This is a genomic window from Kluyvera sichuanensis, assembly GCF_014218705.1.
GTDB lineage: Bacteria > Pseudomonadota > Gammaproteobacteria > Enterobacterales > Enterobacteriaceae > Kluyvera > Kluyvera sichuanensis.
The window spans coordinates 19965-33205 of record NZ_JABBJF010000043.1; the positions used below are offsets into that span (position 1 = coordinate 19965).

The 13241-nt window shown below is 54.3% G+C and carries 13 protein-coding genes; 5 read left to right on the forward strand and 8 right to left on the reverse strand.

Features of this window, described 5'->3' with window-relative positions:
• Positions 1–68 precede the first annotated feature (68 nt).
• Together kduI and kduD are read left to right on the forward strand one after the other, a co-directional pair.
• Complete coding sequence (gene kduI, locus HII27_RS25100; protein WP_185670017.1) at positions 69–905, forward strand: 5-dehydro-4-deoxy-D-glucuronate isomerase; 837 nt, start codon at positions 69–71, stop codon at positions 903–905.
• Positions 906–973: 68 nt separating this feature from the next.
• Positions 974–1735 carry a 2-dehydro-3-deoxy-D-gluconate 5-dehydrogenase KduD gene (kduD, locus tag HII27_RS25105; RefSeq protein WP_185670018.1) on the forward strand — a complete coding sequence of 254 codons (762 nt, stop codon included), beginning with the start codon at positions 974–976 and terminating at the stop codon, positions 1733–1735.
• 1 nt (position 1736) lies between these two features.
• On the opposite strand, the gene HII27_RS25110 is transcribed toward kduD, so the two are convergent.
• The gene (locus HII27_RS25110; RefSeq protein ID WP_185670019.1) at positions 1737–1883 is read right to left on the reverse strand and encodes a hypothetical protein; all 147 of its coding nucleotides are present in this window, start codon (positions 1881–1883) and stop codon (positions 1737–1739) included.
• 212 nt (positions 1884–2095) lie between these two features.
• Here HII27_RS25110 and araE point away from each other — a divergent pair, with 212 nt between their 5' ends.
• Positions 2096–3514, forward strand: coding sequence for an arabinose-proton symporter AraE (araE, locus tag HII27_RS25115; protein WP_185670020.1), 1419 nt, complete (start codon positions 2096–2098; stop codon positions 3512–3514).
• A gap of 41 nt (positions 3515–3555) precedes the next feature.
• On the opposite strand, the gene HII27_RS25120 is transcribed toward araE, so the two are convergent.
• The 6 genes from HII27_RS25120 to HII27_RS25145 form a co-directional block, all read right to left on the reverse strand.
• Positions 3556–4683, reverse strand: coding sequence for an oligogalacturonate lyase family protein (locus HII27_RS25120; RefSeq protein ID WP_185670021.1), 1128 nt, complete (start codon positions 4681–4683; stop codon positions 3556–3558).
• Between the two features lie 69 nt (positions 4684–4752).
• Positions 4753–6039 (reverse strand): ABC transporter substrate-binding protein, encoded by a 1287-nt coding sequence (locus HII27_RS25125; protein ID WP_185670022.1) that lies wholly within the window; start codon positions 6037–6039, stop codon positions 4753–4755.
• 14 nt (positions 6040–6053) lie between these two features.
• Positions 6054–7181 (reverse strand): ABC transporter ATP-binding protein, encoded by a 1128-nt coding sequence (locus HII27_RS25130; protein WP_185670023.1) that lies wholly within the window; start codon positions 7179–7181, stop codon positions 6054–6056.
• Between the two features lie 12 nt (positions 7182–7193).
• Positions 7194–8096: a carbohydrate ABC transporter permease gene (locus tag HII27_RS25135; protein ID WP_185670024.1), complete on the reverse strand. Its 903-nt coding sequence runs from the start codon at positions 8094–8096 to the stop codon at positions 7194–7196.
• Entirely contained in the window at positions 8089–8979 is an 891-nt protein-coding gene (locus HII27_RS25140) for a carbohydrate ABC transporter permease (protein ID WP_185670025.1), read from the reverse strand. Before HII27_RS25140 ends, HII27_RS25135 begins: the two co-directional genes overlap by 8 nt.
• Before the next feature lie 637 nt (positions 8980–9616).
• Positions 9617–9943, reverse strand: a complete 327-nt coding sequence (locus HII27_RS25145; RefSeq protein WP_106925892.1) for a cupin domain-containing protein — start codon at positions 9941–9943, stop codon at positions 9617–9619.
• Positions 9944–10086: 143 nt separating this feature from the next.
• Here HII27_RS25145 and HII27_RS25150 point away from each other — a divergent pair, with 143 nt between their 5' ends.
• Entirely contained in the window at positions 10087–10779 is a 693-nt protein-coding gene (locus HII27_RS25150; RefSeq protein WP_185670026.1) for an aspartate/glutamate racemase, read from the forward strand.
• Here the strand turns inward: HII27_RS25150 and HII27_RS25155 are convergent.
• Complete coding sequence (locus HII27_RS25155; RefSeq protein WP_185670027.1) at positions 10776–11702, reverse strand: LysR family transcriptional regulator; 927 nt, start codon at positions 11700–11702, stop codon at positions 10776–10778. The two genes, HII27_RS25150 and HII27_RS25155, sit on opposite strands and share 4 nt — an antisense overlap.
• 120 nt (positions 11703–11822) lie before the next feature.
• Here HII27_RS25155 and lysA point away from each other — a divergent pair, with 120 nt between their 5' ends.
• Entirely contained in the window at positions 11823–13079 is a 1257-nt protein-coding gene (gene lysA, locus HII27_RS25160) for a diaminopimelate decarboxylase (RefSeq protein ID WP_185670028.1), read from the forward strand.
• Positions 13080–13241 lie beyond the last annotated feature (162 nt).

The following is a 13241-nucleotide window of genomic DNA, read 5'->3' on the forward strand; positions in this document are numbered from 1 at the left end:
TTAAACAAAGCGGAACGCAGTTTCGTTTCTAAGATAGAAGACAAAACCACATTTTCCTGGAGGTTCAGGTGGAAGTAAGACAGAGCATTCATAGCGCTCATGCTAAGACGCTGGATACGCAGGGCCTTCGAGACGAGTTTTTAGTTGAACAGGTTTTCACTGCTGATGAATACACCATGGTGTATAGCCATATCGACCGCATTATCGTTGGCGGCATTATGCCAGTGGCGAAAACGGTCTCCGTCGGCGGTGAAGTCGGCAAGCAGCTTGGCGTAAGCTATTTCCTCGAGCGCCGCGAGCTGGGCGTCATCAATATTGGCGGCGCGGGCACGATTACCGTTGACGGTAAATGCTACGAAATTGGCCATCGTGATGCCCTGTATGTCGGTAAAGGCGCGAAAGAAGTGGTGTTCGCCAGCATTGATGCGGCGAAACCGGCGAAGTTTTACTATAACTGCGCACCGGCCCACACCACTTACCCGACCAAAAAGGTCACACCTGCAGACGTTGCGCCGGTTACGCTTGGGGATGACCTCACCAGCAACCGCCGTACCATCAATAAATACTTTGTTCCTGATGTGCTGGAAACCTGCCAGCTCAGCATGGGCCTGACCGAACTGGCGCCAGGTAACCTGTGGAACACCATGCCGTGCCATACCCACGAGCGCCGCATGGAAGTGTACTTCTACTTCAACATGGATGAAGACAGCTGCGTGTTCCACATGATGGGGCAGCCGCAGGAAACGCGTCACATTGTTATGCACAATGAACAGGCGGTGATTTCACCGAGCTGGTCAATCCATTCCGGCGTCGGTACGAAGGCTTACACCTTCATCTGGGGAATGGTGGGTGAGAACCAGGTCTTTGATGACATGGATCATGTAGCAGTTAGGGATCTGCGCTAGTCGCGGACAGCAAGCATTAGATTAATGATGCCTGTCCGGTACAGGCGCAAAACGACAAGGAATATAAAATGATTTTGGATTCATTCTCTCTGCAGGGCAAAGTTGCCGTGGTTACTGGTTGCGATACCGGTCTGGGTCAAGGTATGGCGTTGGGTCTGGCGGAAGCGGGCTGCGACATCGTTGGTATCAACATCGTTGAGCCAACCGAAACCATCGAACGCGTTACCGCACTGGGCCGTCGCTTCCTGAGCCTGACCGCTGACCTGCGTAAAATCGATGGCATTCCAGAACTGCTGGAGCGCGCGGTGGCTGAATTCGGCCATATCGATATCCTGGTAAACAACGCGGGTCTGATTCGTCGTGAAGACGCGATCGACTTCAGCGAGAAAGACTGGGATGACGTCATGAACCTGAACATCAAGAGCGTGTTCTTCATGTCTCAGGCTGCGGCTAAGCACTTCATCGCGCAGGGTAACGGCGGCAAAATCATCAACATCGCCTCCATGCTCTCCTTCCAGGGCGGCATCCGCGTGCCGTCTTACACCGCGTCTAAAAGCGGCGTGATGGGCGTAACCCGTCTGATGGCGAACGAGTGGGCGAAACACGGTATCAACGTGAACGCGATTGCACCGGGCTACATGGCCACCAACAACACCCAGCAGCTGCGCGCTGACGAAGAGCGTAGCGCGGCGATCCTTGACCGTATTCCGGCGGGTCGTTGGGGTCTGCCAAGCGATCTGATGGGGCCAATCGTCTTCCTGGCTTCTCCTGCGTCTGACTACATCAACGGCTACACCGTAGCGGTTGATGGCGGCTGGCTGGCTCGCTAAGTTAGCGTCTGGATGTGAAAAAACCTGCTTCGGCAGGTTTTTTTATGCCTGTAGGATCCCAGGTGTCGCTTTGCCCGGCCGGGCTACGGATGGCACAGGCAACGTCGGGGTCTTTAATCATCCATATCCACATATTCATATCGTCCATGCACCTTCACCTATCAAAAAATAGTAACGCATGTGTTGTAGGGTTTTTTGACGATATGTAACGGGTTTCACTTCCATGCGAAAGTCGAATGTCCATCACAAAACCGACCTATGCAGCAATATCATCCATATTAATAACGTTTATGGCCTGACGGTCTGGTGCGCCTATCTCGTATTTTCATTCCATGTCTTACTTTGTCTGGCAGGAAAAAAATGACTTCAATCAGCAACGATTCAACGTTAATGCCGAACGCCCAGCGCGATACCCGGCGCATGAATATGTTTGTTTCCTTTGCCGCTGCGGTGGCGGGGCTGCTCTTTGGTCTTGATATCGGGGTGATTGCCGGGGCGCTGCCCTTTATCACCGATCACTTCGTGCTCTCTAACCGCCTGCAGGAGTGGGTGGTCAGCAGTATGATGCTGGGGGCCGCCATCGGTGCGCTCTTCAACGGTTGGCTGTCGTTCCGCCTGGGCCGTAAATACAGCCTGATGGTCGGCGCCGTGCTGTTCGTGGCCGGTTCACTGGGCTCCGGTTTTGCCGTTAACGTCGAAATGCTGCTGGTCGCCAGGGTTATCCTCGGCGTTGCCGTGGGTATCGCCTCGTATACCGCGCCGCTGTATCTGTCCGAAATGGCGAGTGAAAACGTGCGTGGCAAAATGATCAGCATGTACCAGCTGATGGTGACGCTGGGTATCGTGATGGCGTTTCTCTCCGACACCGCATTTAGCTACAGCGGCAACTGGCGCGCGATGCTCGCCGTGCTGGCGCTGCCTGCTCTGGTGCTGATTGTGCTGGTGGTGTTCCTGCCGAACAGCCCGCGCTGGTTGGCGGAAAAAGGCCGTCATATTGAAGCGGAAGAGGTGCTGCGCATGCTGCGTGACACGTCTGAAAAAGCGCGCGACGAGCTGAATGAAATTCGTGAAAGCCTGAAGCTGAAGCAGGGCGGTTGGGCGCTGTTTAAGGTGAATCGCAACGTGCGCCGCGCGGTGTTCCTCGGCATGCTGCTGCAGGCGATGCAGCAGTTTACCGGCATGAACATCATCATGTACTACGCGCCGCGCATCTTCAAAATGGCGGGGTTCACTACGACCGAGCAGCAGATGATTGCCACCCTGGTGGTCGGTTTAACCTTTATGTTCGCCACCTTTATTGCGGTGTTTACCGTCGATAAAGCCGGACGTAAACCGGCGCTGAAAATTGGCTTTACGGTGATGGCTATCGGTACGCTGGTGCTGGGCTACTGCCTGATGCAGTTTGATAATGGCACCGCGAGCAGCGGGCTCTCCTGGCTCTCCGTCGGTATGACCATGATGTGCATTGCGGGCTATGCGATGAGCGCGGCACCGGTAGTGTGGATCCTCTGCTCTGAAATTCAGCCGCTGAAATGCCGCGACTTCGGTATCACCTGTTCTACCACCACCAACTGGGTGTCGAACATGATTATCGGCGCAACCTTCCTGACGCTGCTGGATTCCATCGGCGCGGCGGGGACGTTCTGGCTCTATACCGTGCTGAACGTGGCCTTTATCGGCGTGACCTTCTGGCTGATTCCGGAAACCAAGGGGGTTACGCTGGAGCACATTGAACGTAAGCTGATGAAAGGCGAGAAATTGCGGGATATCGGCGTCTAATCAGGAACCCGGCGGCGCTGCGCCGCCGGGCAAGCTCCGTTCTACACCTTCGCTAAATACAATGCCGGCATTCCCTCAGCGTCCGAGGTATACAGCACCCACTCACCGTCCGGCGAAAACGACGGATGCGGATGGGTGACCTGACGGTCGCCGTCCAGTACCTTCCAACTGCTGTTATGCTGGCAAATCGCCGTCTTCTCCCCGGTTTTCAAATTGAATACCCAGATAAACGGATCGTTCAGGCTGATGTCGCCGGTGTTATGCGGCGCACCGTCACCAACCACCAGGGAACCGTCATGGTTACTCATCAGGTGCGAGCAGGGCGGGATCGCCATCAGCTGGCGATTTTCCAGCGTCTGCGGGTCGGCGCTGTAGAGATAACGGTGCGGGCTGTTCTCCTGGTGCGCCACGTAGTAAAGCGCGGAGCCGTCCGGCACCCAGAATTCGTGGGTAAAACTTTCCCCTTTTTGATGCTGACGCACGCAGCGAACGTTGCTGCCGTCTTCATTGACCAGCCACATGCGCGCGTCGATGGCGTCACGCGGGCCTTCGTGACAAAACGCCACGGTCTTATCGTCAAACGGGCGGTAGATAGGGTGCCCGAGCCAGCGTTTTTCCTGCAGGATGGTCCGCTGTTCTCCGGTTTTCAGGTCGATGTTAATCAGACGGCATTCCGGGTTGGTAAAGTAGTAGGCGCGGAACTTCGACCAGTCGGTTAACGGCTGCCAGTCGCTTTTTTTAATTTCGATGCCGACGAGCTTCGTGCAGTCTGAGTTTGCGACCCACGTGCCGTAGGCAACCCACTCATCGTCCACTTCGTAGACCACGTACTCTTCCAACGTCGAGAGATCCAGGCGTCTCAGCTGGCGCGTGTCTTTCACGTACCATAAGGATTGATCGTCGTCAGACAGGAAGCCGCCGAAGGTGTTATCCCCCGCGCCGTCGGTAAGCTGGGTCGCCTGCTGAGCGGCAATATCCAGTAAATAGTAGTTCCAGTGCCCCTCGAATGCGCCGCCAAAAATCAGCTTGCCGCCGTCGCGGGTAAAGCATTTTTGGTAGAAGTAGTTTCGATGGCAAATAATGTGCGGTGGCGTCATCCGGATCACCTCGTGACCGGTTTCGCTGTCTTTCTGCGTACGGAAATTCAGCGGGATGATTTTGCCTTTCATGTGCTTTCTCCTTGAATAAAAAAATACCCCGCAACCGGAAGTTGCAGGGTATTGATAGCTAAATCGCGATTAGCGCATGGCGCGTTTCAGAATACGCTCGCCCTGGCGCTGGAAGTCCGCTGCCGCTTCTTCTACGGATTTCTGGCCATAGTCGATGTACTGCAGCGTGGTGCCGAACTGGGCAACGATCTGCGGATCGTCAAAGTAAGGAGAGACGCTCAGCTTCGCTGGCAGAGACTGCGCCAGACGCAGGCCCGCAACGGAAGGATCGCTCTCTTTCAGGATGCCGTCTTCGGTCAGGTATTTCACCGCGACTTTGCTCAGCGGCACGCCACGTTCCAGACCTAAGGTATCGACACCTTCTTTGCTGTTCAGCAGGAAGTTGATGACTTTCGCAGCGGCTTCCGGGTTCTTGGTGGATTTGCCGATGGAGAGCATCTGTGCTGGTTTGAAGAACAGACCCGCGTCGGTAGCGCCCGGCAGCATTGGATAGCTACCCAGCTCCAGCTTCGCTGGTGGCTTCAGGTTATCGGAGTACTTGTTAATGGTGGAGTTCCACATGTAAGTACCGCCCCATTCGCCCTGGATCCACGGCTTCATTTCATACATGTTGCTCTTACCAAAGGACGCGTAGTACTTGGTATCAGGCATCACGTGGCTGTCGACCAGCTTTTTGTACATCTGGAAGAACTCAACCCACTGCTCTTTGGAGTAGGAGAACTTCTTGGTGTCCGTGTTGATGGCCGGAATGTTGTACTTCTGCGTCATATAGGAGTTCAGCAGCGCCAGGGTATCCTGGTGCTCCAGAACCACCGGGAAGTACTGTTTGCCCAGCTTGCTTTCGAAGGTTTTACCCGCCGCCAGCAGATCGTCCCAGGTTTTCGGGTAGGCTACGCCTGCCTGTTTCCAGGTCTCATCGTTGAAGTAGAACACGCGAGCGGTAACGGAGATTGGGATCCCGTTCAGCTTGCCGTTCACGGTGGTGGACTGCAGCTCTTTGGCATCGAACTGGCTTAAGTCGATCACGTCCTTCATTTTGTTCAGATCGTAGAAGCCGTCGCCGTTTTTCGAGAAGATCGGCAGCCAGTTCCAGTTAGTCTGCATCACGTCCGGTTCAGTGCCGCCAGCAATCTGAGTGGTCAGGCGGGATAAGTGACCGTCCCAACCGGTGTACTCGGCCTTCACGTTAATGTCCGGGTTTTGCTTGTGGAACTCTTCCAGCGCCTTCAGAGTTACCTGGTGACGGCCGTTGCCGCCCCACCAGGACATACGAAGGTCAACATCCTTTGCCATCGAAGGAAGGGCGGTCAGACCCAGAGTGGCGGAGATTGCTGCGCTTAAAAGCACTTTTTTCATTTTAATACTCCAGATTATAGGGAGAGGTTCTGTTCAGTTTTAGCATCAAAGATATGGCATTTATTCATATCAAACTTGAAGTACACCTTACGATGAAGCCCCTTATCAATCATTGGTTTAGCTTCATCTGAAGGGATTCGTGCCGTCAGCTCGTAGTTCGCCACTTTCAGGTAAACGAAGAACTCATGGCCCATATTTTCCACGCGAACCATTTCACCGCTGCAGCCACCTTCAGCAAACGGCTCGTCGGACAGCGAGACGAATTCAGGACGGATACCGTAGAACACTTCTTCATTGTCGTGACCGGCCAGTTTCTGGTTCAGCCCTTCGCTGAGCGCCATGAACTCATCGCCAATCGCCAGGTTCAGGGTGCCTTCTTTATTCACCAGCTTGCAGGAGCGGATGTTCATTTCCGGTGCGCCGATAAAGCCGGCGACGAACATGTTTTTCGGCTTGTGGTACAGGTTGTCCGGGGTGTCTACCTGCATGATGTGACCCAGCTTCATCACGCAGATGCGGTCGCCCATGGTCATCGCTTCGGTCTGATCGTGGGTCACGTAGACGGTGGTCGCAGGCTTGCCGGATTTCTTCAGCTGCTTGTGCAGGTCGGAAATACGGATACGCATCGACGCACGCAGCTTGGCATCCAGGTTAGACAGCGGTTCATCGAACAGGAACACGTCTGGCTTTTTCACAATCGCACGGCCTACGGCCACACGCTGCGCCTGACCGCCGGAGAGCTGGCGCGGCAGACGGTCCAGCAGCTCTTCCAGTTCGAGGATTTTCGCCGCTTCGTTAACCTGTGCGTCAATCTGCGCTTTCGGCAGCTTGCTCAGCTTCAGACCGAAGGCCAGGTTTTCACGCACGGTCATGTGCGGATAAAGCGCATAGTTCTGGAACACCATCGCAATCCCACGCTCTTTTGGCGCGAGGTTGTTAACAATTTTCTCGCCGATACGGACTTCGCCGCCGCTGATGGTTTCAAGTCCTGCCAGCATACGCAGGGTGGTGGACTTGGCGCAGCCGGATGGACCGACAATCACCATGAACTCACCTTCAGCGATTTTCAGGTCGATACCATGTACCGCTTTGAAGCCGTTGGAGTACACTTTTTCCAGTTTGTTGAAAATAACTTCAGCCATGATATATCCCTCTTAACCTTTAATTCCGCTGCTGGTAACGCCCTGTACGAAGTAGCGCTGCGCCAGGAAGAACACAATGATAGATGGCAGAATGGAGATGCTCGCCATTGCCAGAATTTCGTTCCACGGCGCGCCTTCGGTCACGTCGATGGACATTTTAAGTGCCAGTGCAATCGGATACTTATCAACGCTATAGACGTAGATCAGCGGGCCGATAAAGTCGTTCATGGACCACATGAACTGGAACAGTGCGACGGAGATAATCGCTGGCTTCAGAATCGGTACTACCACGTACCACAACACCTGGATGGAGTTACAGCCGTCAATCTGCGCCGCTTCTTCCATGTCACGCGGTACGCCGCGCAGGAACTGAATCAGCATGAAGACGAAGAACCCTTGCGTGGCGAAGGCCAGCGGCAGGTACAGCGGCATGTAGCTGTTCAGCATGCCCATTTCGCGGAACATCAGGTACTGAGGAATCAGCAGTACGGTGCTCGGCAGCAGCATGGTGGTGATGAGCGTAGCGAACCAGAATTTCTTCCATGGAATCTCGAAGCGAGCAAAGCCGTACGCCACGATGGTGGAAGAGATAATGGTCAGAATGACCTTAGGAATCACATACTTGAACGTGTTCAGCATGTAATGACCGAAGGTGTACTCGGTGCCGGTTTTCCAGCCGTTAATAAAGCCATCCCAGGTGGCGTGTGCTGGCCACAGGCTCAGCGTGGTGAAGATCTCGTGGTTCGGTTTGAACGACGCCGAGAACATCCAGGCCAGCGGGTAAAGCATTAACAGACCGACGATCAACAGGATGACGTAACGGATCCAGGCGTTGATCTTCTCGCGACGAAGGGTGCGGGCAACCTCACGCTCTGCGATGGTTCTTGCGTCGGAGATTTGTTGGATATCAGCCATTTTTGCCTCCCTTATCGGCGGAGTAGAACACCCAGTATTTTGAAGACTTAAAGGCGATGCCTGCGAAGACAGCAACCACCAGGAACAGAACCCATGCCAGCGCGGCGCCATAACCCATATCGAAGTACTTGAACGCCGTGTCGTAGATGTACAGCGAGAACAGATACGTCGAGTAGGTTGGGCCGCCGCCGGTAATCACGTACGGGCCGGTAAACTCCTGGAATGCCTGGGTGGTCTGCATGATAAAGTTGAAGAAGATAACCGGCGTAATCAGCGGCACGGTCACTTTCATGAACATCTGCCATTTGGATGCGCCATCGATCATCGCGGCTTCATACTGGGACTGCGGTACGTTTTGCAGTGCGGCCAGGAAGATAACCATCGCGGAACCGAACTGCCATACGCGCAGCAGGGTAACGGACATCAGCGCCAGTGACGGTTCGCCCAGCCAGTTAACCGGATCGAAGCCCAGCACGCCGATAAAGCTATTCAGCAGGCCGTCGATGGCGAAGAGTGCGCGCCACAATACGGCGATAGCCACGGAGCTACCGAGGATAGACGGAATATAGTAAGCCGTACGGAAGAAGCCGATACCGCGTAATTTAAAGTTCAGAACAAACGCAATCCCTAAAGCAAAAGCGAGCTTTAATGGGATAGTTAAAAATACGTAGGCGAACGTGACGCCCATGGATTTCCAGAAGAGGGCATCTTCTGTAAACATGTAGCGATAGTTCTCAATGCCGTTAAATACCGGCGGACTCATCAAGTCATACTCAGTAAAACTGAGGAAGAAAGATGAAACGAACGGGAAGGCCGTGAAGATTATCAACCCAATGATATAGGGTGAAATCCAGGCCAATCCCAACATTCTGTTTTCATTCATACATACCTACCTGGCGAACAAGTGTGTCAAACGGATTGGGTGTCTGTTACATCCCCCGCGCCTGTTGGCGCCTGGGTGTTTAAAGTGTTAGCTTGTTATCGGTCATTCAGCCTTTCCCTGTAAGTAAATGTAATTCAAAATCTTTTTTCGCTATCCATTGTCTGGTTCGTTGGCGTTTTAAAATCTTGCTCTTTGTGAGGGCTTTTTTATAAAACGCCGTTTTAAATTTATTTTATTGCGATTTGTTTCTGCGTCATTCGATTAATCGTGAAAGTGTGATCGAAGTCGAAACGATGTTTCATTAAAGTGATGGCGATGGCGTTTTTGCAGGTATTACAGCGCTTTCAGGGAGATCTGGTATGGAAGTTGACGGCCTAAAAAAAACGATATAGTTGATCGTTCAAATGATTAACCCACTAATTTTTAGCGGTGCAGGAAATAGCGTGCCGCAGCAATAAATATGAAGTTGAGCAAGGTAATGAATACCGTTTGTCGGTATGCGGATAATGATTAGACGTGATAGGTTTCGTCGGAAATAACGAATATTTAACGCGTAAACAAGCAGGGCCAGGACGAATATAGTAATAAAAAAACAGCCGGGGATCGTGAAACGACACCCGGCTGTTTTTATACGATATCAGGCTTTAAGGAAATCCTGGCGCATCGGCGTAAAGGTATCCAGCAGCGTACCCGCTTTCAGGCACACGCAGCCGTGCATGATGTTCGGCTGCTTATACAGCGTGTCGCCTGCGGCAACGACGTGCTTTTCATCACCGATGGTGAATTCGAATTCGCCGGACAGCACGTAGGTTAACTGCTCGTGCGGGTGGTTGTGCATCGGGCCGATGGCGCCCTGCTCGAAGTTCACCTCAACGGCCATCATTTTGCCATCGTGCGCGAGAATGCGGCGGGTTACGCCATTGCCCAGATCTTCAAGGGTGGTTTCTTTATGAAAAATAAACATCAGGCGGTCCTGTTGGTATGTTGAAACGTTGTTTCATTAAATTTATCTCAGAAACGATCAAAAAGAAATCTATCGCCGCAGATGTGGAAAGTTGATCACAACTTTGGTTCACTAGCAGTACGACACCAAACAAGGTAAACGGCATGAAAACGATCGGTCTTCTGGGCGGCATGAGCTGGGAATCCACTATTCCTTACTATCGCCTGATTAATGAAGGGGTAAAGCAACGACTGGGCGGCCTGCATTCGGCGCAGATCCTGCTGCACAGCGTGGATTTCCACGAGATTGAGCTTTGTCAGTCTCAGGGTGACTGGCAGAAAGCGGGCGATATTCTGGCCCAGGCGGCGGTAGGTCTTCAGCAGGCGGGAGCCGAAGGTATCGTGCTGTGTACCAACACCATGCATAAAGTTGCTGAGGCTATCGAAACCGCCTGTGACGTGCCGTTCCTGCACATCGCCGATGCGACCGGCCGCGCTATCAGCCAGCAGAAGATGACCAACGTGGCGCTGCTCGGCACGCGCTATACCATGGAGCAGGATTTCTATCGCGGGCGCTTACAGCAGGAATTTGGCATTAACACGCTGATTCCTGAGCAGGATGAACGCCAGAAGATTAACCAGATTATTTTCGATGAGCTGTGCCTGGGCGAGTTCAGCGACACCTCGCGCGACTATTATCTCAGCGTGATTGAAACCCTGGCGCGTCAGGGGGCAGAAGGGGTGATTTTCGGCTGTACGGAGATTGGCCTGCTGGTGCCGACAGCGCTGAGCCCGCTGCCGGTGTTTGATACCGCGGCGATTCATGCAGCGGATGCGGTTGAATTTATGCTCTCTTAACGCTCGCTCAGCACCGCCTCCAGCGGCGTCGTTATCTGCGACAGGCTCTGTTGCAGGTGGGCCATAAAGGCTTCGACCAGCGCGGAGCGGGGGCGGTGTATCGGACGAACCAGGCTGACGGTAAACGGCACATCGATGCTAAAGCGTCGAATGGCCACGCCGCTGTTGGCGTAGTCGAGTGCGGTCAGCGGGTTGACCACCGAAATGCCGACGCCTGCTCTGACCATCGCGCAAATGGAAGCGGCGCTGTGCGTCTCCACCACCATTCTTCTCTTCACCTGCTGTTCATTAAACAGCGTGTCCAGCAGCTGGCGATAGCTGTCGGTGCGCGACAGGCTGATATAGTTCTCACCCTGAAAATCAGCGGGCGTCAGCACCGCTTTTTCCGCCAGTGGGTGATCCTGCGGTAGCACGCACACTTCGTTTAGCGTCAGCAGCGGCATACGCTCGGTGCCTGCTGGCGTATGCAGCGTCTCGGTAATGCCCAAATCATGGCGCTGCGCCGACAGCCACTCTTCCAGCAGCGGTGACTCCTGCGGCACGATCTGAATATTCACCTGCGGGTAGCGGGTCAGAAACGGCTGCAGCAGCGGCGGCAAAAAGGATTGGGAAAAGACCGGCAGGCAGACAATCGACAGCTCGCCCTGGCGGAACTCGCGCAGGCTTTCCGCAGCGCTGACGATCCTATCCAGCCCGTACCAGGAGCGTTGTACCTCTTCAAACAGCCGCAGCCCCTGAACGGTAGGATGCAGACGACCGCGGCTGCGCTCAAACAGCTTGAGCCCCAGCACCTGCTCGAAGCGCGCCAGTTCGCGGCTGACCGTGGGCTGTGAGGTGTGCAGCAGGCGGGCGGCTTCCGTCAGGTTACCTGCCGTCATGATGGCGTGAAAAATTTCGATATGGCGCAGGTTAACGGCTGGCATGGGCGACCCTCAGGCTACGTATTCCATATCATTTTTGCATAGACTCGCGATAAAACGATATTTTTTATTCGGTTCGCGCTGTGGCGTAATCATAAAAAAGATGATTACCGGAGTCCGCCCATGCCACGCCCGCTCAATAATACTGAAACCGACCTCACTGCTGACAACCTGCTGCGCCTGCCTGCTGAATTTGGCTGTCCGGTGTGGGTGTATGATGCGCAGATTATCCGCGCGCAGATTGCCAAACTGCATCAGTTTGACGTGGTGCGTTTTGCCCAGAAGGCGTGCTCGAATATCCATATTCTGTGCCTGATGCGCGAGCAGGGCGTAAAAGTGGACTCTGTTTCTTTAGGTGAAATCGAACGTGCGCTGGTTGCCGGTTACGAAGCGGGTAAGGACGATATCGTCTTTACCGCCGATACCCTTGATGAGGCCACGCTGGCCCGCGTGCGCGAACTGCACATTCCGGTCAACGCCGGCTCTATCGATATGCTGGAGCAGCTTGGCCGGGTTTCTCCTGGGCACCGCGTGTGGCTGCGCGTCAACCCAGGCTTTGGTCACGGCCACAGCCAGAAAACGAATACCGGCGGTGAAAACAGCAAGCACGGGATCTGGTATAGCGACCTCCCGGCGGCGCTTGAGGTGATCCAGCGTCATCAGCTGAAGCTGGTGGGCATTCACATGCACATTGGTTCCGGCGTGGACTACGGCCATCTGGAGCAGGTGTGCGGCGCGATGGTGCACCAGGTGATTGAATTTGGTCAGGATCTTGAGGCGATCTCCGCGGGCGGTGGCTTATCTATCCCATACCGTGAAGGGGAAGAGGCGATCGATACCGATCACTATTTCGGTTTATGGAACGCCGCGCGTGAGCAGATTGCGAAACACCTGGGCCATCCGGTGAAGCTAGAGCTGGAGCCGGGCCGTTTCCTGGTGGCGGAATCCGGCGTGCTGGTGGCGCAGGTGCGTAGCGTGAAGGAGATGGGTAGCCGTCACTTTGTGCTGATCGATGCGGGCTTTAACGATCTGATGCGCCCAGCGATGTACGGCAGCTATCACCATATTTCCGCGCTGGCGGGCGATGGCCGCGCGCTGGATGCTGTGCCGCAAATTGAGACCGTCGTGGCCGGGCCGCTGTGTGAATCAGGTGACGTCTTTACCCAGCAGGAGGGCGGTAAAGTTGAAACGCGCCTGTTGCCTGCGGTGGTACCGGGGGATTATTTGGTGCTGCACGATACCGGCGCGTATGGCGCGTCGATGTCATCGAACTACAACAGTCGTCCGCTGCTGCCGGAAGTGCTGTTTGATAACGGCGTGGCGCGGTTGATTCGTCGTCGTCAGACGATTGAAGAGCTGCTGGCGCTGGAGCTTATCTGATAGCAAGAATTCCCGGGGTCGCTGCGCTCGCCCGGGCTACATGTGAAAAGTAGCCCGGGCGAGTGAAGGTACAAACCGGGAACATAGGTAACACTTTAGACCGGATACATGGGTAACAGTTATAACAGGCATAGAAGAGGAGACTCGCTATGCCCTGGACTG

Excerpts from the sequence above, each read along its gene's own strand:
- HII27_RS25150 (WP_185670026.1), top strand. The coding sequence starts at position 10,087 with ATGAAAACGATCGGTCTTCTGGGCGGCATGAGCTGGGAATCCACTATT.
- HII27_RS25145 (WP_106925892.1), bottom strand. The coding sequence starts at position 9,943 with ATGTTTATTTTTCATAAAGAAACCACCCTTGAAGATCTGGGCAATGGC.
- HII27_RS25120 (WP_185670021.1), bottom strand. The coding sequence starts at position 4,683 with ATGAAAGGCAAAATCATCCCGCTGAATTTCCGTACGCAGAAAGACAGC.
- HII27_RS25135 (WP_185670024.1), bottom strand. The coding sequence starts at position 8,096 with ATGGCTGATATCCAACAAATCTCCGACGCAAGAACCATCGCAGAGCGT.
- HII27_RS25110 (WP_185670019.1), bottom strand. The coding sequence starts at position 1,883 with ATGGACGATATGAATATGTGGATATGGATGATTAAAGACCCCGACGTT.
- HII27_RS25130 (WP_185670023.1), bottom strand. The coding sequence starts at position 7,181 with ATGGCTGAAGTTATTTTCAACAAACTGGAAAAAGTGTACTCCAACGGC.
- lysA (WP_185670028.1), top strand. The coding sequence starts at position 11,823 with ATGCCACGCCCGCTCAATAATACTGAAACCGACCTCACTGCTGACAAC.
- kduD (WP_185670018.1), top strand. The coding sequence starts at position 974 with ATGATTTTGGATTCATTCTCTCTGCAGGGCAAAGTTGCCGTGGTTACT.
- HII27_RS25140 (WP_185670025.1), bottom strand. The coding sequence starts at position 8,979 with ATGAATGAAAACAGAATGTTGGGATTGGCCTGGATTTCACCCTATATC.
- HII27_RS25125 (WP_185670022.1), bottom strand. The coding sequence starts at position 6,039 with ATGAAAAAAGTGCTTTTAAGCGCAGCAATCTCCGCCACTCTGGGTCTG.
- HII27_RS25155 (WP_185670027.1), bottom strand. The coding sequence starts at position 11,702 with ATGCCAGCCGTTAACCTGCGCCATATCGAAATTTTTCACGCCATCATG.
- araE (WP_185670020.1), top strand. The coding sequence starts at position 2,096 with ATGACTTCAATCAGCAACGATTCAACGTTAATGCCGAACGCCCAGCGC.